The organism is Paenibacillus sp. ACRSA (assembly GCF_022346845.1).
Taxonomy (GTDB): domain Bacteria; phylum Bacillota; class Bacilli; order Paenibacillales; family Paenibacillaceae; genus Paenibacillus.
Genome location: NZ_JAKRNP010000012.1, coordinates 48,271 through 69,805, shown reverse-complemented (window position 1 = coordinate 69,805; position 21,535 = coordinate 48,271). Strand labels below are relative to the sequence as shown.

Annotated in this window: 15 protein-coding genes and 2 tRNA genes; 13 read left to right on the top strand and 4 right to left on the bottom strand. The window is 44.1% G+C overall.

All coding sequences use genetic code 11. From position 1 onward, the window contains the following. Positions 1 to 218: 218 nt before the first annotated feature. From MH215_RS24485 to MH215_RS24460, 6 genes are all read left to right on the top strand, one after another. Entirely contained in the window at positions 219 to 1,061 is an 843-nt protein-coding gene (locus MH215_RS24485) for an STM4015 family protein (RefSeq protein WP_239293698.1), read from the top strand. 2 nt (positions 1,062 to 1,063) lie between these two features. Beyond that, positions 1,064 to 2,302, top strand: coding sequence for an STM4014 family protein (locus MH215_RS24480; protein ID WP_239293697.1), 1,239 nt, complete (start codon positions 1,064 to 1,066; stop codon positions 2,300 to 2,302). Next, positions 2,295 to 3,080, top strand: coding sequence for an STM4013/SEN3800 family hydrolase (locus MH215_RS24475; protein WP_239293696.1), 786 nt, complete (start codon positions 2,295 to 2,297; stop codon positions 3,078 to 3,080). The genes MH215_RS24480 and MH215_RS24475 overlap by 8 nt, the downstream gene beginning before the upstream one ends. A 220-nt stretch (positions 3,081 to 3,300) precedes the next feature. Further along, the gene (locus MH215_RS24470; RefSeq protein WP_239293720.1) at positions 3,301 to 4,677 is read left to right on the top strand and encodes an STM4012 family radical SAM protein; all 1,377 of its coding nucleotides are present in this window, start codon (positions 3,301 to 3,303) and stop codon (positions 4,675 to 4,677) included. Next, positions 4,674 to 5,537 (top strand): STM4011 family radical SAM protein, encoded by an 864-nt coding sequence (locus MH215_RS24465; protein ID WP_239293695.1) that lies wholly within the window; start codon positions 4,674 to 4,676, stop codon positions 5,535 to 5,537. Before MH215_RS24470 ends, MH215_RS24465 begins: the two co-directional genes overlap by 4 nt. Before the next feature lie 327 nt (positions 5,538 to 5,864). After that, on the top strand, positions 5,865 to 7,559 hold the full coding sequence (locus MH215_RS24460) for a methyl-accepting chemotaxis protein (protein WP_239293694.1): 1,695 nt from the start codon (positions 5,865 to 5,867) through the stop codon (positions 7,557 to 7,559). Positions 7,560 to 7,723: 164 nt separating this feature from the next. Here MH215_RS24460 and asnB read toward each other — a convergent pair whose 3' ends face one another. Beyond that, positions 7,724 to 9,568, bottom strand: a complete 1,845-nt coding sequence (gene asnB / locus MH215_RS24455) for an asparagine synthase (glutamine-hydrolyzing) (RefSeq protein ID WP_239293693.1) — start codon at positions 9,566 to 9,568, stop codon at positions 7,724 to 7,726. A gap of 187 nt (positions 9,569 to 9,755) precedes the next feature. On the opposite strand from asnB, the gene MH215_RS24450 reads away from it, so the two are divergent. Further along, positions 9,756 to 10,058, top strand: coding sequence for a hypothetical protein (locus MH215_RS24450; RefSeq protein WP_239293692.1), 303 nt, complete (start codon positions 9,756 to 9,758; stop codon positions 10,056 to 10,058). A gap of 24 nt (positions 10,059 to 10,082) precedes the next feature. Beyond that, positions 10,083 to 10,439 carry a hypothetical protein gene (locus tag MH215_RS24445; RefSeq protein WP_145049878.1) on the top strand — a complete coding sequence of 119 codons (357 nt, stop codon included), beginning with the start codon at positions 10,083 to 10,085 and terminating at the stop codon, positions 10,437 to 10,439. Positions 10,440 to 10,519: 80 nt separating this feature from the next. On the opposite strand, the gene MH215_RS24440 is transcribed toward MH215_RS24445, so the two are convergent. Beyond that, a complete protein-coding gene (locus MH215_RS24440; protein ID WP_145049880.1) occupies positions 10,520 to 10,813 on the bottom strand; it encodes a magnetosome magnetite crystal formation protein family in 294 nt (97 codons plus the stop codon). Between the two features lie 316 nt (positions 10,814 to 11,129). Between MH215_RS24440 and MH215_RS24435 the strand changes: the two genes are divergently transcribed. From MH215_RS24435 to MH215_RS24420, 3 genes are all read left to right on the top strand, one after another. Further along, positions 11,130 to 11,203: transfer RNA gene (locus tag MH215_RS24435), tRNA-Arg, on the top strand. Between the two features lie 186 nt (positions 11,204 to 11,389). After that, on the top strand, positions 11,390 to 12,184 hold the full coding sequence (locus tag MH215_RS24430; RefSeq protein WP_239293691.1) for a class I SAM-dependent methyltransferase: 795 nt from the start codon (positions 11,390 to 11,392) through the stop codon (positions 12,182 to 12,184). Positions 12,185 to 12,586: 402 nt separating this feature from the next. Further along, on the top strand, positions 12,587 to 16,633 hold the full coding sequence (locus MH215_RS24420; protein ID WP_275446321.1) for a S8 family serine peptidase: 4,047 nt from the start codon (positions 12,587 to 12,589) through the stop codon (positions 16,631 to 16,633). A 186-nt stretch (positions 16,634 to 16,819) separates the two neighbouring features. Here the strand turns inward: MH215_RS24420 and MH215_RS24415 are convergent, their stop codons facing one another. Beyond that, the gene (locus tag MH215_RS24415; protein ID WP_239293690.1) at positions 16,820 to 18,049 is read right to left on the bottom strand and encodes a CynX/NimT family MFS transporter; all 1,230 of its coding nucleotides are present in this window, start codon (positions 18,047 to 18,049) and stop codon (positions 16,820 to 16,822) included. Positions 18,050 to 18,341: 292 nt separating this feature from the next. Then, positions 18,342 to 18,415: transfer RNA gene (locus tag MH215_RS24410), tRNA-Arg, on the bottom strand. Positions 18,416 to 18,866: 451 nt separating this feature from the next. Here MH215_RS24410 and MH215_RS24405 point away from each other — a divergent pair. Both MH215_RS24405 and tig read left to right on the top strand, forming a co-directional pair. Beyond that, positions 18,867 to 19,706, top strand: coding sequence for a hypothetical protein (locus tag MH215_RS24405; protein WP_239293718.1), 840 nt, complete (start codon positions 18,867 to 18,869; stop codon positions 19,704 to 19,706). Between the two features lie 138 nt (positions 19,707 to 19,844). After that, the gene (gene tig, locus MH215_RS24400) at positions 19,845 to 21,185 is read left to right on the top strand and encodes a trigger factor (RefSeq protein WP_239293689.1); all 1,341 of its coding nucleotides are present in this window, start codon (positions 19,845 to 19,847) and stop codon (positions 21,183 to 21,185) included. Positions 21,186 to 21,535 lie beyond the last annotated feature (350 nt).

The window sequence follows — 21,535 nt, the reverse complement described above, 5'->3', positions numbered from 1 at the left end:
AGGGTACGTCATTTTAAGCAATGACCACCCTGCCGTTGGTGCTTTTTTTGTGTTTTTAATGGGAACATGAGTTCTTATACCTAAGATTACCAATGGTAGCTTTGCACGTTTGAGAATCGAGTTGGGACTAGAGTTGGAAGAAGTTGCAAGCTTCATACGGGATGGGGTAACATTCAAGATAACGATCAATTATTGAACTCAAACGGAGGGATTGGCGTATGCAAGAAGTGAAGCTTACTGTTTCTTATGATGACTATGAGAATGGAATTCGAATTGAGAATTTAATTGAAGAACTTGCCGCCAAACCGGAAAGTCGCACACTCGAAAGTTTAGTTATCGGAGATTGGGGACAGGCATACGAGAGTTCACCCGATGGTTTCGTTTCTAAGCTTGTTGAACTGGCTCCAAATTTCCCATCGCTGAAGAAATTGTTTATCGGTGATATGGGTTTCGAAGAGTGTGAGGTATCTTGGATTATCCAAACGGATCTAACTCCACTATTAAGGACTTTTCCTCGATTAACATCGTTTTGGATTAAAGGGAGTAATGACTTAAGTCTGGAACCGTTGGAGCATGCAAACCTTGAAGAACTGGTGATTATTTGTGGGGGTTTACCGAAAAAAGTATTATCCTCCGTTACTCATGCCCATTTACCTGAGCTACGGAAGCTAGAGTTATATTTAGGTGTCGAAGATTATGGCTTCGATGGTTCATTGGAGGATGTAAGCCCGCTGTTTGAACAGGGAAGATTCCCGAAACTAGTGTATCTGGGGCTAAAAGATAGTGAGATTCAGGATGAAATCGCACAGGCGATTGCTGAGGCTCCTATTCTGGATCAACTTGAAGTTTTGGATCTCTCCCAGGGCACTTTATCTGATGTAGGAGCTGAGGCTCTTCTAGCTAGCGACAAGATTAAAAAATTAAAGCATCTCGATCTGAGCTATCACTATATGACCGACGAAATGCTCATTCAATGGAAACGTTCAGGTATCTCAGTGGATGTGAGTGATCAGCAGCAAAGCGATGAAGATGACTGGCGGTATCCGTCTTTGACGGAATAAAGGTGAGCGATCAAGAGCGCCCTTTACTGCTTATTGGGAATCCGGATAATCGGCGGACATTTGCCTTGCAACAAGCAAGATTGAGGCAAGGGTTGAAGCCTGCCATGGTATTGTCTTATATTGATCTGCTTCAGACGTGGCGGCAAGGAGCAACACTCGCCGAAGTAGTTTCAGAAGCAGTCTCACAAGGTGAAGGCCGAGAAGGTGCTGGAGATTATACGTTTTTCATACGAGTGGATGCACCGGGCGAGAACTGGAATGTGGAACGTGAACTCTTGTCTCTGGGTGCGAGTGTGTACTCGCCGCTTCAGCGGATTGATAACCGTATGATGGTTACGCAAGAACAGGCGTTGTTGCTGGAGCAGGAGTGGGGGCGAATTTACGCACCTGCTCAATGGTTTGACGGCTGGAGGGCGTGTTTGGAACGAATAGATAAGGAAGTTCAGCAATTCTTCCCATCTGCTCGCTTTTTGAACCATCCTACTGACATCATAACCATGTTTGATAAAAGGCAATGCCAGCAGCAATTATCTGCTCATGGAGTGACCGTGCCGTTTTCGCTTCAAACTGATGTTCCGATTCGGAATTATGATGAATTACGTGCAGCTATGCGGTCTGAGGGGATGCATCGTGTATTTGTTAAACTCGCTTGTGGCTCAGGCGCTTCAGGTGTTGTAGCGTATCAGTTCAACCCACGAACGGGTGCTGAAATTGCTATAACGACAGTGGGAATAGAACGGAATGGGACAGAGGTTATTTTTTATAATGAAGGTGGCATGCGCAGGTATACCCGTACGGAAGAGGTTAAAATCCTTTTGGACTGGTTATGTGCGGAAGGAGCACAGATTGAACGTTGGATGGCGAAATCGTCCATAGGTTCACGGGTATTTGATGTTCGTCAGCTCGTTGCAGGTGGACAGGTGGGCCATGCAATCGTTCGTCTAAGTAAGACACCGATCACGAACCTTCATTTACGAAATGATCGCCTGCTGCCTACGGAGGCGGGCTTGAAGGATGAACAGATGTTATTAATTCAGAATGCCGCCCAAGCAGCGTTGTCTGCATTTCCGAACTCTTGGTCTGCCGGAATTGATGTCATGCTTAGTGGAACTGAACCTCGTGCTTACGTTCTGGATGTTAACCCGTTTGGGGATCTTTTATATCGGGTACAGCATCGCGGACTAGGTACATATGAATGGCAAATGGAACTTTTACGAAAGGAGCCCGATTACTATGCCTGATATGAACACCATCGTGGGCTCTCATGATCTATTAATGATTACGCTGGATACGTTGAGGTATGATGTAGCCAAATTGGAAGAAGCGAATTGTCCCAACTTGTGCGGCACAGGTTCATGGGAGAAGCGGCATACACCAGGCAGCTTCACCTATGCGGCACACCACGCTTTTTTTGGTGGTTTTATGCCTACGCCTGCAAATACGGACAAGGCTTCTCATGTCCGGTTGTTTCATTCCCGTAATACGGGGTTGAAAACTCACCCCCATACGTGGCTGTTTGATACGCCCGATATGGTATCTGGATTTGCAGCTGAAGGATACCGCACAGTGTGCATTGGCGGTGTTATTTTTTTTACAAAGAAAAACCCGCTTGCTAAAGTGCTGCCAGGTTATTTCCAGCAGAGCTATTGGCGCATGAACTTTGGTGTGACCAACCCTCGTTCAACGGAGAATCAGGTGCAGCATGCATTGAAACTGCTCAAGCAAATTCCGCTGGAGGAGAAGCTGTTTCTATTCTTGAATGTCTCGGCTATTCATGGTCCAAACCGATATTTTGTAGAGGGAGCCAAAGAGGATTCTATCGAGACGCAGCGAGCTGCGCTACGCTATGTTGATCAAGCACTTGGGCCATTATTTGAAGCGATGAGAGAACGTGCAAGACCAACATTTTGCCTCGCTTTTTCTGATCATGGTACTGCATATGGTGAGGATGGCTATCAAGGACATCGCTTGGCGCATGATGTCGTCTGGAACGTGCCTTATCGTGAATTTGTGTTATAGATTTAGTGAATATTCAAAAAAGCACGGCTTTCAGTACCGAGAAGATGGGATGAAGGTAGAAATGGAGTAGCGGAGCGTAGGGAAACTACGTGAGCAACGGATATTTCGGCTGAATTCCATATTCGATGCTGAGGATGCCTCTTGGCATCCTTTGTAATCAAAGTCGTACTTAAAATTAACCGGATATAGGAGGAAACCGATGGAAAGTCAAGATTACACAATGACAACAGGCCATTCCGTACAGTCCGGGTCGTCTAATACAGCTACAAGTCTTAGAGAAGTTCTTACATTGCCGTATCGCTCGTATTTGTACTCTTATCCTCATAAGACAGCCTATCGTGAGCTAGATCCACCTATGCCACTCGCGCCGCTATGGGAACGTGAGAATACAGATACTTATTTTTTGTATATGCACATCCCGTTTTGTGCAGCACGCTGTGGTTTCTGCAATCTGTTTACATTACCAGATCGGCGGGATGATACCCATGAGCGTTATGTGGATGCCTTGGAGCGTCAAGCTAAACAATGGGCACCAATCACTTCGCGTAGACCTTATTCGCGTTTCGCTATCGGTGGCGGAACACCTACGCTATTGAATGAAGTACAGTTAAATCGACTGTTTGATATCGCTGAACAGGTGATGGGTCTTGACCCACAACAAGCTTCAATCTCAGTAGAGACATCTCCCGATACGGTAACGGACGCCAAGCTTGCGATTATGAAAGAACGAAGTGTAGATCGTGTTAGCATGGGTATCCAAAGCTTCATTGAAGCCGAGGCTTCAGCGATCTATCGTCCACAGAAACCGCAGGAAGTGGAGCGAGCTCTCGAGAAGCTCACAAAATATAATTTTCCGCTATTGAACTTGGATCTTATCTATGGTCTGCCTGGACAGACCGTTGAATCATGGCTATATTCGCTGGAACGTGTCCTTGCGTATGAACCGGGTGAGATTTTCATTTATCCACTCTACACGCGGGAGAATACGATTGTGAAACCAGATGATATAGAGCGCCAAGGGCCGGACATTCGGATGGAGCTATACAGAGCTGCACGGGAGACGTTGAAGAGTCGCGGATATGTACAGTATTCCATGCGCAGATTTGCGAAGGAGCAATCCTCTGCGGGAACGAAGGTACTCTTACCTTATAGCTGCCAGGAGGAAGGCATGGTTGGACTTGGCTGTGGGGCGCGTTCATACACAAGCGAAGTGCACTACGCTTCTAAGTATGGGGTTAGTTATAAAGCGACGCAGAGCATCATTGCAGATTATGTGGCTACGGAGCGATATGACGTGGCTGACTATGGAATTGTGCTGAGTCGTGAGGAACAGAAGCGGCGGTTCATTCTCAAAGCACTTCTGCACCGGGAGGGCTTGGCGTTACAGGATTATTATCAGCGATTTGGAACAAATGTGATGTCTGAGTACGGTTGGCTTGGTGAATTGCTGACCGAAGGAATGGCGGAGCTTAAGAACGAAATGGGCGTGGAGTTCTTACGATTGACAGTAGAAGGGCTAGGATACTCGGATGCCATTGGGGATTGGTTAATATCGGCCGAAGTCCGTGAACAAATGGAAGGGTTTGTATTCTCATGAGAGCCACCTTATATTATCGTGGCAAGCTGTCATCATGTAACTACGACTGTCCCTATTGTCCGTTTAGTAAAACGGTAGATTCTAAGGAGACTCTGGCACTGGATGAACAGCAACTACGTCAATTTGTGAACTGGGTGAGGGAACAGGAAGGTAAGGGAGACCAGTTTTCCATTTTCTTTAATCCGTATGGGGAAGCATTGGTTCGACGCTGGTACCGCGAAGCCATGGTAGAGTTGTCTCACATGCCTCATGTGGATAAGATTGCTGTGCAAACCAATCTATCCGTTAAACTGGATTGGGCGAGAGAACTTAACACGCACAAAGCGGCATTCTGGGCGACATATCATCCGCGTGAAACGAAAGAATCTTCTTTTGTGAAACAGTGTATGACTTTGCGAGAAATGGGCATAGGATTCAGTGTAGGTACAGTAGGATTACGTAGCGCATTCCCAGCTATTCAATCCATGAGGGAGTGTCTTCCGAGCGATGTGTATATGTGGGTCAATGCCTTTAAGGATCGCCCCAAGTATTACACACCGGAGGAAATTCAATTTTTGCGGCAGATTGATCCGCTTTTCGAAGGTAATCTGCAGGATTATGACAGCTTGGGCAAGCGTTGTGCGGCTGGTTCGAATGTGTTTTATGTGCAAGGGTCAGGACATGTGAAGAGATGTTACAAAGATCGCCGAATCATTGGACATTTGTATCGTGATGGTTTAGAAGCTTTGGCTGCAGATCGTCCTTGTAACATGAAGAAATGTGGTTGTTATATTGGCTACATTCATATGGAGGATTCACCGTTTAGAGACATTTTCGGCACTGGACTGCTTGAGCGAAATCCAGAGTTGATCCACCGTTAAAGATCACGATCTGAACTCATTTATAAGACTAAAGACTTTACTTCAGCAGGGAAAGCTGAGTAAAGTCTTTTTTTTATTTAGGTCTAAAGTTTCAAAAATCAGAAATAAGGATATAAATTATGTAGCATAATGTCGAAAATATCTAAAATAAGTCTGAAATATAGTATGTACTGATACTAAAGACCTATTTTTGTGTGTGCAAGTATGCTAACATAATTGAATTGTCCCATATTTATCCAATTCCGCACTGAAAGGAGGATAGAGTTTTTGTCAGGCTTAATACATATCGATACTAGCAAGGCATTCTAAGCATGCGGGGGAAAAGACATGAAGAGAATATCCATTAGCGCTAAACTGTTGTTGAGCTTTATGACAGTGCTTATTTTATTGGCTACTGTGGTTGTAATTTCGTATATACAATTTATCTCGGTTGAGCGAACGTTTACGGATTTGATTAACGAGCGAACTTCTAAACTGTTAACAGTCAAAAACATGGTCATTGATGTGAAGTCCCAGCAGGTGGAATTGCGGAATTTTATAACACAAGAGAATGATCAGAGTGAGAAAGCGTTTACGTCATACTATGAGGATTATCATAAATTAAGTGAAGAATTAAGAGCGAATAGCACAACTCAAACGATGATTGACTTGTTAGACCGTTCGGATCGCAGTGCTGAGGAATACTATGCATTTGGTCAAGATGTGATTGAATCCAAAAAGCAAGGTAGAACGAGTGAAATTACAAGCTTAATGTTAGAAAAGGGACCTGTACTTGTAGCTGGATTTGAAGAAGTTGTCTCCGCTATGGAAGAGCATCAGCAGACTTCACTCGATACAGGTATTGTCAATGCCAATGAACTTATTCAACAAGTTCTCCGGTTGATTGTCATTATTGGAATCATCTCCATCGTACTGGGAACCGTTGTTGCATTGGTGATGGGTCGAATTATTTCCAAGCCAGTTGCCAAAGTAGCTCATGCGGCAAGCCGAATTGCCGATGGAGATCTCACAGGCGAAGCCATTATCGTTCGCAACCGGGATGAGATTGGAGATATGGCTCAATCGTTCAATAAGATGATGGACAATTTACGTCTTCTAATTCATCAAGTAGGTAATAATGCGGATCGAGTGGCTGCATCATCCGAAGAGTTAACAGCAAGTACAGAGCAGACCGCCTCAGCGACGGAGCAGGTTGCTGTAACGATGGAGGAAATTGCAACGGGAATGGATACGCAGGTGAAAATGGTAGGAGATGGATTCCAGACGATTAGTGAATTGTCGACTGGTTTTCAACAGATGACTGTGAATACACAGAATATGTCGGATGAAGCAACCCATGCATCAGCCAAAACAGTGCATGGTAACGAGGCCGTCCAATCTGCTGTCGGACAAATGAATTCGATACATGAGACTGTAAGGACGCTTGCTACAGTCATAGAAGAGTTGGGTAAACATTCACAGGAGATTGGAACCATGGTGGAGAGTATATCCGAAATCTCAGCACAAACCAATCTACTGTCCCTTAATGCAGCTATTGAAGCCGCAAGAGCGGGTGAGCATGGTCGTGGATTTGAGGTGGTTGCTAGCGAGGTGCGGAAGCTATCTGATCAATCGGCAAAATCAGCTGAACAAATCAGTGTACTCGTGGCTGCGATCCGTACAGGGATGGATAATGCAGCGCAGTCTATGGAAAATGTGAATACAGAGGTTCAAGAAGGCATAGATCTTGTCCATAAAGCAGGCGGCACCTTTGAGGAAATTCGTGAAGCTGTCAGCAATGTCGCGGGTCAAACTCAGGAGGTATCGGCATCTATTGAGCAAATGGCTGCGGGTGTGGAACAGATTAATGTGTCAATGCAGACCATTAGGGAAGTGACGGAGAATGCGGCTGCGGGAACGGAAGAGGTGAGCGCGACCTCGGAGGAACAATTATCAGCGATGCAAGAGATTGCTTCGGCGGCAAATGACCTATCTTCTATGGCAGAGGAATTGCAGCAATCTATTAATCGATTCAAAGTGTGATGGATGGATGAGTTAAAAGTAAAATGGATGCCACTTCAATGTTAGTTTATTGGTTTCATCAGTTTGCAATTCGAAGTCTGTAAAATAGTAAAAGGGTGTCTGGGAACAACAAGTCTGTTGTTTCATCAGACACCTTTTTCTGTGTATGAGCATTCCGTGTGATTTTAACGAATCGCCACGTTATACGTCCGTAGCCAAGTGTTGATCTGAGTTAGATAAGCAAATAATTGTGGGCCGGACATTAATTGTCCGAACCATGGAAGGTTCGAAGATGCATCAGGTGAAGATGCTAGTTTGTGAATTTGTGCTTTGTCTATTAAAGGCAATATTGGAGAACTGGCATCGTCCAGAATCTCAAGCACTTGTTGCTTGACTGCAGCCAAATATTCAGGATTATGTGTTTTGGGATAAGGACTCTTTTTACGGTATAAAACATCGTCTGGTAGCACGCCTTCGAGTGCTTTGCGGAGGATTCCTTTTTCTCTACCACCGGTTATTTTCATTTCCCAGGGAATGTTAAACACGTATTGAATCAGGCGATGATCGCAATAAGGTACACGTACCTCTAGTCCAGCACCCATACTCATTCGATCCTTACGGTCAAGCAATGTAGGCATAAATCGTGTGATATTAAGATATGACATCACTCTCATCTGAGCAGCTTTACCTGTTTCACCAGCGAGTAAAGGCACTTCAGCTACAGCATCGGAATAACGGTCTGCAAGATAGTCAAGTGGTCGAATCCATTCACGTACGTCTGGAGATAGTAATCCTGCTCTCATATCTGGAGCAACCGACCAAGGGAACGTACCTGAATTAAGCATTTCATCCCGATGGAACCATGGATATCCGCCGAACACTTCATCGGCAGCTTCTCCTGAGATGGCTACTGTGGCTCCTTTTTTGATTTCTTTACAGAATAAATAGAGGGAGGAATCCACATCCGCCATACCTGGTAGATCGCGTACAAGCATGGCTTGAGTCAGCGCCTTTACGAGCTCGCCGTTCTCAATCTCAATCCAATGATGATCTGTTTTCAGTTCGTCTACCATACGCTGTATCCAAGGGCCGTCAGCACCAGGTTGGAAGGAATGAGCCTGAAAGTGCTTCGCGTTATCGACGTAATCGACCGAATATGTGCTCACTCGGCCTTGACCCGTTCGATTGTAATAGTCTACTGCGAGTGCTGACAGAGCACTGGAATCGAGCCCGCCGGATAAGAGAGAACATACCGGAACATCAGAGGCAAGTTGACGTTCTAACGTATCTTGTAACAATCGACGTACTTCGGCTGCTGTTGCGTCTAAATCATGCTCATGGGGTACGCTTTCCAGCTTCCAATAGGGATAGGTACGAATACCATTTCTGTTGAAAATAAGTGCATGAGCAGGTTTTAATTCGTGAAGGGAAGAGTATACACCATGTCCCGGTGTCCGTGCTGGGCCAACAATAAACACTTCTGCCAGTCCTTCCGGACCTACTGCAGCTTCCACATCTGGATGCAGCAAAAGGGATTTGGGCTCAGATCCGAATACGAGTGCATCCTTTTCATTACTGTAAAAAAGAGGTTTAACACCAAGGCGATCTCTTGCCATAAATACCTGCTCGCGTCCGCCGTCCCAGATGGCAAAAGCAAATATGCCATTAAACCGGTCAACACATGCCGGTCCCCATTCGATGTAAGAGGCTAGCAATACCTCTGTGTCACATTGCGTACGGAAGTGATGCCCACGCTGAAGTAGTTCGTTTTTTAATTCGGGAGCATTGTATAGTTCTCCGTTATACACGACGGTATAGGAGGTGTCTCCTTGTAACGCATGCATCGGCTGAGCTCCGTTCTCTGGGTCCATTACGCTGAGTCGCCGATGTCCAAAAGCACAAGGATTGGAAATCCATGTACCTGAAGCGTCAGGTCCTCGGTTCGACAAACTGTCCGTCATTCGGACCAGCAGCTCCGATTCCTGGGTCAAGTCCCGATTCCACTGTATGAAGCCGGTTATACCGCACATGGTTGTTCATCCTTTCTTAGTCGAGTCGTTGATCTGAGTGATGTTTGCAGAGCTATGCCCTGCAAATATGTTCGTTTTTGTCAGAGGTCGTAACAAATATATGCCGAAAGTAGGCATAAAATGTCTGTCCTCTTCGGAAACTAGCTATAGGGATAACAGCCTCAAGCATGCTGTGAAGGAGAGAATTATGATGGAAGGTACCACCTATTATGTGTCCGTGGTTGGGCGTTCCGTGTTGCCTGATCAGCACTCATCAAGCTATGAGTGGGTCATTCAGGCGACACCTCAGGAGGCTGAGCATCTAAGAGGGCTTCTTCAATTAATGCAGGAAAAAGAGGAGGAGGCCTTTCCGGGAATGGTATTCCCTTGGCCAGACACCCCTGAGGAATCTGTGAACCGTGCTTATGAAGAAGCCCTACAGCGGGTGTATCAGGCAATTTATCAGTTAGGAACGCCTGAAACCCGTTCTGTCATTGAACAAAGTACATGAATGAACAAAGGAGCGCGATATGAAATGTATGCAATTCAGGATGCTAAAATACGTAGATTAACCGAAGTAGATGGATTGGCTTGTGCTGAAGTGGAGGTTCAACCTGGAAATGCAGGAGACCCTTCTTTGCTTGTATATGTAGCTGCAACTGCTCCAACGAATACATTGGAGATCGTGCGTGTCGTCCGCAACCACTCTGATGCTGTTCTGGATTGGTACAATAATAATATGCACACTGCCTTTGAGGATGCTACAGAAACGGCGTTTGAGAATAGTGAAGGAGCTACTGCATCGGAAGATAGAGCTAAATTTCAAAGTGAATTGTTTGCTTTTGGCTTGCTCGGTCCTACATTACAAAGGTATTTAATTGGTCAAGCCTAATCTGGAATGAATTACAGCAAAAAACCCGCTGACTTTAAGCGGGTTTTTCTTTATAACTACGAGCCATATGGCAAAGTGGCTTAGGCATATTCGCGCAGCACTTGAATTCCTTTGAACACATTGTACACAAAGCTCAAGCCGTAAATAATAAAGAACAGAATGACAAATCCAAAAGCGGAAGCAACGTTCTGGGCAGTCACGAAAAAATAAATCAAAGGAATAGCAGCAATAAAGGGGAAGATGTGTGAAAATAAGGCTCGTTTGGCATGCCCTTCAATATAACGATCCCGTGCAACAATCCACACAATGATCGGGAACAGAAAAGGGGCAAAAAAAATGCTGAAATAGGATAATGCGGATAGTAACTGTCTCATAGCAGATCTCTCCTTTATTCGTTTCATTCATAAGTATGTATGCAAAGGATTACCCATCAGGTTAAGTCATAAATCGATCTAAAGCTTTTTTCATAAGATGTTGGGGTCTGATATCCATCGTGCCCGCTTTTTGCCATCGTATTCGCTGAACGAATTGCATATGTGTTAATTGTTGTAGAGACAGATGGGAAGTGAGGGTCGAACGAGGTGTTTGAAGCATTGATGATGAAAATTATTAATTTTTTTCATAAAAGTATTGAAAAATAATGAAATGAGAGTATAATAGAGATCACGCGGTATTTTTTAATACATATTTGTCTCAGTAGCTCAGCAGGATAGAGCAACGGCCTTCTAAGCCGTCGGTCGGGGGTTCGAATCCCTCCTGGGACGTAAGAAAAAAGACTTCCTTCGGGAAGTTTTTTTGCGTCCAGGGGAAGAGAACCCCGATGGTTCGTCGGAGGATAGACTTCGTTAGGGCACGACTACTTCGTGTATTATAGTTTAAACCTATCAATTATATAATGTTTATATATTTAACTAATAAGAAGTTTTGTGCCACAATGAGGTGTATCAACGATGAAAGCGAAGGTGGTACAGATGCAATCATTGAATCAATGGAAGGCAGATGAATACGACAATAAACTGGCTTTTGTTTCGGGGTACGGCAAAAATCTCATTTCGTGGTTACGGCCTAAGAAGGGTGAATATATATTAGATTTAGGCTGCGGAACAGGAGACCTGACACATGAGATATCTTTGTACGAGGTTGAAACCGTTGGTATAGATGCATCCTCAGACATGATTCAGCGTGCGCGCGACAAGTATCCCCATCTTGAATTTAGGGAAGGAGACGGTCATCATTTTGAGACAAACAGGCTTTTTGATGCCATCTTCTCTAACGCCGCTCTACATTGGATGCGTGATCCCCAACTTGTGGTCAGCAGTGTATGGAATGCATTGAAGCCGGGAGGGCGTTTCGTGGCTGAGTTTGGCGGGAAAGGGAATGTTGACATTATTATTCATGCATTGGAAGAGGTGTTAGAGCGCAGCACAGGTATGAATGCATCGGATAGAAATCCGTGGTACTTTCCAACGATCGGAGCGTATAGCTCACTTTTGGAGAAACAAGGATTTATGGTGCGACAGGCCTATCATTATGACCGACCAACTAAGCTGTCAGATGGAGAACAGGGAATCGAGGGCTGGTTATCTCAATTTGGCGGAGATTATTTTGATGGGCTGCATTCAGAACAGATACATGAGATCTGCATTGAGACAAGTAAGCTTGTTGTGCCAAAACTCTGGAAACAAGACGCAATTTATGCTGATTATAAACGTTTACGCGTGGAAGCAGTGAAACCTATTAGTTAAAAAATGAGGATATTTAAGTTGTTATGCGAATTAAAGTGTGAAGAAATGATAATTTTAGCAGTAGAACATTATATGTAGGATTTTTAACGATGACTAGGGATCAAATACCTCTTTTGTTAGAGGTTTTTGATCCTTTTTGTTTGTTGGTTCCACAGGCATGGAATAGATTCGACAAAAAATGCAATTTTAATATTTTTTAGGTACATAAGAACCATATAAGTAATTTCTATATCATTTTTGTTATTATTTAGAAGGAAAATGTGGTATTTTGGTAGAATAATTTACCAAGGGTCAATCCTCTTGCAGATTGGAAGGTGAAATTGTCGCAGGTATTGCAGTGCTTGCTAGCGCAGGAACCCATCATTTGGTGAGGTATTCACATTATAAAGGAGGGGCATAGCCTTGAGTAAACGATTGATATCCATGTTATTAAGTGTTCTTATGATGTTTTCTATTATTCTACCAGCGGCTGGAGCCGCTCCCGCAGATTCAGTTGTTCTGCTTGAGAATATGCCAAGCAAGGCCGAAGCGAAACAGTGGAGGGATATTCTTGCAGGGCGAGAGGCTAGGCTTGCAGCAGATCCATTTTTGGATGAAAGCTTGGAAGGTCTGGGCGGAGAGAATACACGAGTCATCGTTGAGCTTTCCGATAAACCCGTCGCTGTAGCGCAAGGTGAATCAACCCTCGAAGGAAAATCTTTTACCTCCTCTATGGAAACAAAGGCTGTGACTCAAGTCGAGCAGCAACAACAGTCATTTGTACATAGCCTCACTCAGAAAAAAATCAAACATGAAGTATTGGAAAATTACGCATATGCCCTGAATGGTGTAGCTATTGAAGTGAAAGGGAACCAATTGGGACAATTGCTTCGCATACCTGGTGTAGTCAGCGTTTATCCGGATCTGGAGATTACAGTTACCCCAGAAACGGATGAAGTGAATCCGTATATGAAAGACACTACTCCTTTTATTGGTGCGCCTGAAGTATGGGATTTGGGATACAAGGGGAATGGCATCAAAGTGGGCGTGATTGATACAGGGATCGATTACGAACATCCGAACTTGCAAGAAGCTTACAAGGGTGGATGGGATTTTGTAGACAACGATAGTGATCCGTATGAAGCGACCTATCAAGAATGGAAAGCATCTGGACAGCCTGAGTTCAATGCTAATGGCAGTGCTTATTACACTTCTCATGGTACGCACGTAGCGGGTACAATTGCAGCGCGTGAAGCAGGAGATTATGGCATTGTTGGCGTTGCTCCAGAAGCGGATGTATATGCTTATCGTGTTCTGGGGCCTTACGGCAGTGGACAAACCTCTTGGGTACTTGGAGGAATAGACCGTTCAGTTCAAGATGGGATGGATGTTATTAACCTCTCTTTGGGTAATTCAGCGAATGACCCAAGTTATGTTACATCTGTAGCTCTTAATAATGCAATGCTTTCTGGTGTTACAGCGGTAGTAGCAAGTGGTAACGATGGGCCGAATCGCTATACACTCGGATCTCCGGGCGCATCGGCTATGGCAATTACGGTTGGTAACTCTACAGGGCCTAGCCAGCTAATTACAGCTAATACTCATTTCGCAATCGGTGAAGTGGGCGAAGAAACGTTGCCAGAGCAACAACCTGAGTTAGAGCAATCTCCAGAACTAGGAACAGCGCCTGAAATAGAAGTGCCTGTTGTTCAAGAACAAGACACACAGACAACTACCCCTGAGGAAGAAGTGGTCGTGACTGCTCCTGAACAAGGTGGAGCAAGTGAGGAGTCCATAACTTCTGACGAAACGGTTTCTACTAATTCAGAGCCAGATGGAAGTGCAGCAGAAGCAACTTCTGATGTTGAGGCGTTAAATGAAGAAGATGTTGCCACAGAAAATAATGATCAACCAGCTTCGCCTTCTGTGACAGAAGAAGCTTCAAATGAAGCTGCGGCTTCAGTTGAAGAGGAATCGGTTATTGCTCCGACTGCAACGGAAACAGCTCCGCTAGCTGTTACAGAGTCAGTGTATCGACTGGATCTGATGGGCTGGAGTTTGTCAGCAGATCCTGAATCAGTTTTGACTGATGATTATAAGTTGGAATTCGCTGGGCTTGGTAAACCGGCTGAGTTTGAAGGTAAGGATTTTACAGGAAAAGTGGCACTGATCCAACGTGGTGAACTGGCATTTGTTGAGAAGATCGCTAATGCTAAAGCGGCTGGAGCCGTAGCTGTTATTGTATATAACAATATTCCAGGGCCAATTGGGGTAAGCCTGGGAGATAATTTTGAGCTTATTCCAACACTTAGTATGACGAAAGAAGATGGAGAGGTCATCAAGGCAGCACTCGATGCGGGACAACCCGTTCAAGTAAGCTTTAGTGATTTCGAACGTGATCAAACACCAGGCGATGAAATGAATTCATCCAGTTCCCGTGGCCCAGCGAAGGTAACGCTGGATATCAAACCGGATATTGTTGCTCCGGGGACAAGCATCCTATCTACAATTCCTGCTTACGGCAAAGACGAGCCTGATGCAGACTACACACAAGCTTATGATCGTAAAACAGGTACAAGTATGGCTACACCGCATGTAGCAGGTCTTATTGCACTGCTGATTGAGAAACATCCAGATTGGACGCCATTTGATATCAAAGTTGCACTTATGAACAATGGTAAGGTGCTTGATACAAATCAATTTGATGTGTTTGATCAAGGTGCAGGTCGTATCCAGGCTGTAAATACGATTGATCCTGTAGCGCTGGTTAAAGTGCTGGATGTAACACATTATACAGAAAGTGGATCGCTTGTCGAAAAAGAGAATATCACCGGAAGTATTAACTATGGTAACTTTTTGAGAACTGATGAAAAGACAGTTACCAAAACGATTAAAGTTGAAGCATTGAACGGTAGTGGTGGTGATTACACAGTCAATGTTAATCCAACTCGTACAGTTCCGGGCGTATCCGTTGCTGTAGACAAGACTTCATTCACACTGAATGGTGAGGAAGAGCTGGCGGTTACAATTACCGTTCCTCAAGGAGTTACTGCTGTAACAGAGGCGCAAGGGTATATTGAATTATCAAATGGAACGAATACTTTTACAGTGCCATATGTAGCTCATTTCAATGTTACGTTGAGTGGGGTTAAGTACATTGAAACAGTTACAGGTAATGTGAAAAATCCATTCCATTATCCATTGAAGGCTGATGGAACATTAGACACCCTTAATGTAGCCATGGAATTTTATAATCCAATGACGTTTGCATTGATTGAAATCTATGATGGTCTTGATCCAGAGGGTGGATATTATGAAGATGGATACATCGGATCTATCTTTGGAAACTATTTCAACTTCAATGCCAATGCTAGATATAATCTAGCATGGAGTGGTAACTATTCTGATTATGTTACCGATGAAGTGACTGAAATACCGGATGGTTTATACACGGTGGATATCACTACACTTGGTGCTGATGGTAAGACGTATAAAGAAGATACACCTCCATTTTTGGTGAAGAAAACAGCTCCTATTGTGACTGCACCAGAGACGTTGGAATTTAAACAAGATGAGTCTGTTGTCATTAACGGTAGTGTAGAAGACTTGTATTTCCGGGTTGCAGATGCACTTGCGAATGGCTGGAACATTGATTTTGATCCAGCGGCTTCCTTGGAAGCTACGTATGTGGTGAAAAAGGAAGATGGTTCGATTGTTAAAGAGGATGCATTTGAAATACAGGCTGATGGTGGCTTCAATCTTTCGTTGGAGGATAGTGCTGCAGGTGAATATACCGTTGAATTGACGGTTAAAGACCAACAAGGGCTTTCTGGTACAGCGACGACTACGCTGACAATTCAATCAACAGAGACTGAGCCGGAAACTCCTGCAACAGGAGCACCTGGAACACCTGTATTGTCTCACAATAACGGTGGTGGCAACGGTCTACTGGAAGGTACGTACACAGTTAGCATGAACTTGTGGTGGGGCGAGAACGCAACTAGTTACAAGTTATATGAAGATGGAGTTTTAATTGACACGCAAAAGTTGACGTACAATGCTCCTTTGGCACAGTTTGCTCAGACGAAAATTACGGGTAAATCCAATGGCACATATACGTATGTAGCTGAGCTCACAAATGATAAGGGAACAACTCGGAGTCAGACGCTGACTGTGCGGGTTGCAAATGCATCGCCAGGAAAAGCAGTCCTTTCCCAAGATAACTGGGATGGAGATGGCAACTATAAAGTAACGATGAACTTGTGGTGGGGAACCAATGCCACTGAATACCGCCTTTATGAAAATGATGAGTTGATCGATACACAAGAGCTCAAAGCGGCAACGCCTCAGGCTCAAAGCGCTGTAAGTGTATTGTCTGGTAAGGCGTCAGGCACATATACGTATCGAGCAGAGCTGATCAATGCAGCTGGAGTGACTAGCACGGATACAATTACGGTTACAGTGAAGTAAGGTAAAGTAAAGTTTATTGCTTGAGAATGTATTAATGAAGGAATTTGGATGTACTTTAACGGCCCCCATCCCATATTTATAGGGTGGAGGCCGTTTTAGTTATCATTCTACTGAACAGAGAAGACAAAGGATGCTTGTGGTTTAGTTAGTCATTGAGTCTAGCCTATGATTCGTTTCATGGGGAAACTAACCGATCATTCGATTTTTGCTAGCTTGAATGCCTACGATTAACAGACCAACGGCAAGGATCATTTGAACTAATAAAGGGAAAGTCCACCCTTTCGTCCAGTCATGAAGCATACCTAGCAGTAATGGACCAACTGCCGCTAGCATATATCCGAAGGATTGAGCCATACCAGATAGATTGGCCGCTTGTCTTGCATCCTTTGTACGAAGGACGAAGAACATGGTCACCAATCCAAACGAAGCACCTGCGCCTATTCCTGCCAATGTGACACCTATCGTCACTAGGGAAGAAACTCCGCTTAACAATAAGGTGTAACCAACAATTAACGATGAGCACGTTACGGTTGTCAGTATACGTTGATCTTGAGTTCTGCCGGCAAGGATTGGAACAATAAAGGTTACTGGTACGCTAACCATCTGCATAAGCGATAGCATCCAGCCTGCTGATGTAGCACTGAAACCCTGCTCGGTGAGAATCTCTGGAAGCCAAGTAATTGTTGTATAAAATATTAATGATTGTAGTCCCATAAACAAGGTGATAAACCAAGCTAGGGAAGAAGTTCGGAGACGCACAGGTGTGCCTTCGCTCGAAGAAGCAACGAAGAGCCTGCGTTGACGTCCCACGGCAACTTGAGGTAGCCACAGAAGGAGTGCTAGTAAGGATAACACTGCCCATATGCCTAACGAAGCACGCCAGCCCATAGAGGTTGCTCCGGCGATGGGTACACTGACACCTGAAGAGATTGCGCCAAATATATTCATGGAAACGGAGTACAACCCGGTCACGATCCCTACCCGGAGTGGAAAGTCGCGTTTGATTAAACTCGGTAACAATACATTGCTTAACGCGATGCCACACCCCAAAATACCAGTTCCAATATACAGAGGAACAACCGAGGGTAACAGTCGTAAAAGCACACCTATCGTTACGATGAGCACAGCCATCAACAGTGCCGATTCTATTCCTAATCGTTTAGCTAAGCGGGGTGCAAACGGAGATACTGCTGCAAAAGCTAGCAAGGGAAGCGAGGTTAGGAGGCCTGCCAACGTATGTCCGATCCCTGTATCTGCCCGGATCATTTCTACAACGGGACCTGTTGCTGTGATAGGGGAACGCATCGTTGCAGCTATAACGATAATGCCTGCTAACAATAAGCCGTATCTTTTGGATACAGTGGAATGATTAGTTTCGTCAGGTGTTGACGAGTGTTGTTGTGTTGAAGATGACATAATTAGATCTCCTATTTTTTCTAAAGAATGATAATTAATATGTATGGATTGTTACATATCCATTCGCCAAGCATAACACTTTGTGTCAAGTCAGAACAATCCAATCGGAAGGGAATCCCCTGAACGAAAAAAAACTTCCCAAAGGAAGTTTTTTTTAATACGTCCCAGGAGGGATACTCTCCTTGAAGTCGAGACTGCGAAGTGGTTCTTCCGAAGTGGATGCTCCGACGAACCATTGGGGTTCTCATCCCCTGAACGCAAAAAAACTTCCCAAAGGAAGTTTTTCTTAATACGTCCCAGGAGGGATTCGAACCCCCGACCGACGGCTTAGAAGGCCGTTGCTCTATCCTGCTGAGCTACTGAGACATGAATTTTTTCAAGCAAAAATGATTTTATCATAAATAATGATGAATATCAAACATTTTATTAACGTATTATTTTTGTATATGAAATTTGGCGTCTAATGTGTTTTTTTTATTATAATTCAGGTTATGTTAGAATATCAGGAGAACTCAGAAAATAGATCGCTTTTTGCTTAATATACGAGCCTTTTGCAACACATGCTAAGCGTTTTTTCGATGAGCACGGTGTAGTTCAAGGTGATTCAGTTCGTCTGGATTTTGATTCCGTGAATTCCATAAGAGGACAATCGAGTGATGCAAAATGTGGATACATCTATTTATCATCGTTTCCATATGAAAAATCAAAATATAGAGGAGGTGCTCTTATTAAGGAATCCACGACCCCGGAAACCGACAGCAATAATATCGTGCTGTTTCCCAAAACGTTGGACTATTATCAGATTCAATTGACGGTGATGCTAGAAAATGAACGGTATAGTGAAGCCATCTCATTGCTCCGTTTTTTGTTGCAATGTCAGGGACAGGAAGAACGGCATTATGATGAATGGCGGGCTTTGCTTGAATGGCTTCAGGCCGCTTTCCCTCATTATGGGGAAGAATCTCCAGTCATTGGAGAGGTGCGGGAAGAAGAGGAGATTAGCGAAGAGGATATGGCACGTCAGCATGCTAAGTCCAAGCTGGAGCAGGATGATGGTTATGCAGATAAGCTGCTTCGAACAGTTATGGAGGAACCTCTTTCTGAACAAACGATGTTAGCGCTGGAACAACTCGCCTATCTTGATCTCCCGGAGATTGATGAAGCACTAACGAGCTGGTTGAAAGATAAGTCGCTTCATCCATTGCTCCAATTCCGTGTCTTGCAGACTTTGCGGCGTCGCGGTGCTCATGGTGAAGTCATATTTACCAGAAATGAGGAACAGGTTGAAGTGGAGATTGACACAGTACCTCTGCGACCAGAAGAGTTTCCGCTTCAGATTGTTCGTATTTTGGAAAGGGTAGCGGATCAGACGGAGGTTCATGAACCTACGCTATTTTACTTTGCCCAGGAATTGTGGATACAATTTGTCATGGCGGTGTATGGTACGCGTGATTATGAATCCATGCTGGAGGAAAATGATTCCATGACGGACATTTGGGCTGCAGCATTACATATGACTGTTGCGGATAGTTTAAGCGGCACACATAATGAAGAAGATACGCGCTCTATGTATGCCGTGACGGGATCTATGCGGTTCCGTTTGGAGCAAGCATATCGTTCGATGAAACAGTTTGTTTCTGCCGGTTTGGACGGCTAAAAAGGGCGGGAAACGTTTTCCTCAAACGGCATCAAGGGATTCCCCTTGAAAAAGAATGTAATCTTGTTTATACTAAAATGGTTATTTTGTACGTGATTGCCTACGTGAACATGTGAATTTTGGAGGGGAAAGTATACAATGAAAGCAACTTGGGAAAAGATAGAGAAGAACCTTGGGGTTCTTGAAGTTGAAGTGGGTGCAGATCGTGTAACTGAAGCACTCGACAAAGCTTTTAATAAAGTAGTTAAACAAGCGAATGTACCTGGATTCCGTAAAGGTAAAGTGCCACGTCCAATCTTTGAAGCTCGTTTTGGTGTGGAAAGCTTGTATCAAGAAGCGATTGACATCTTGCTTCCTGAAGCATACACAGAAGCTATCGATCAAACGGATATCTTCCCAGTTGATCGTCCTGATGTAGATATCGAGCAATTCGCTAAAGGACAAGTATTTAAGTTCAAAGCGAAAGTAACAGTTAAACCAGAAGTTAAACTGGGCGACTACAAAGGTATTGAAGTTGCTGTAGCTAAAGGTGAAGTTACAGAGCAAGAAGTAACAGAAGAGCTTGAGCGTCTCCAACAACGTCATGCAGAACTTACTGTAGTTGACGAAGGTGCTGCTCAAAACGGCGATGTTGCAGTAATCGACTTCGACGGTTCTGTTGATGGTGTACCTTTCGAAGGTGGACAAGCAGAGGGTTATTCCTTGGAACTGGGTTCCAACACATTCATCCCAGGGTTTGAAGAGCAAGTTGTGGGTCTGTCCACAGGCGACTTCAAAGACGTTGAAGTAACGTTCCCAGAGAGCTACCATGCAGCTGAACTGGCTGGCAAACAAGCGGTATTTAAAGTGAAAGTACACGAAATCAAACGTAAACAGCTTCCAGAATTGGATGATGAGTTTGCTAAAGATGTGAGCGAATTCGATACACTTGAAGAATACAAAGCTGATCTTAAAACACAATTGGAATCCCGCAAAGCGGATGAGTTCAAAGGTGCACAAGAAAACGCAGTTGTAGAAAAAGTGGCTGAAAACGCTGAAGTGGACATCCCTTCTGCAATGGTTGATAGCGAAGTACAGAACATGATGCGCGATTTCGACAACCGTCTTCGCAACCAAGGTATGAACCTTGAAATGTTCTTGAGCTTCTCCGGTCAGACTCAAGCTGATCTGAGAGCACAAATGCAAGAAGATGCTTCTAAACGTGTTCGCAACAACCTGGTTCTCGAAGCTGTAGGTAAAGCGGAAAACATCGAAGTGTCTGACGAAGAAGTGAATCAAGAACTCGAGAAAATGGCTGAATCTTACAAACGTCCAGTTGAAGAGATTCGTGGTATTCTCGAAGGTAATGGTTCCCTCGACAGCCTTCGTGATGAAGTGAAACTGCGCAAAACGATTGATGTTCTCGTTGAGAACAGCACAGTGGTTGAGCCAGTTGAAGCTCCAGTTGAAGAAGCTGCTGCAGAATCTGCCGAAAAATAAGACAAGCTGTTATTGATGAACAGTTAACAGTTGAATAAATGATAAGGCACGTGAGTCATTGCGTGCCTTATTTTTAAATTATGACATCCATTTTATAGGGAAATGAATAATAAAATGGATAGTTATCATATTCATAATGCTTTTATGGCATACTTACCTATGTGCTTAATGCAAATAAAAAATGGTTAAACGGCATAGGATTGCTTCGATTTGCACATACATAGAAAACATGGTTAAATATGATCAGGTTATAAAGTAAACAAACCTATGCTGTACACGACCTGTGAGAAATGACATTGGCACAGGAACGTGATAGAATGAATTTGGGTTTGCTTTACAAATAACCTATG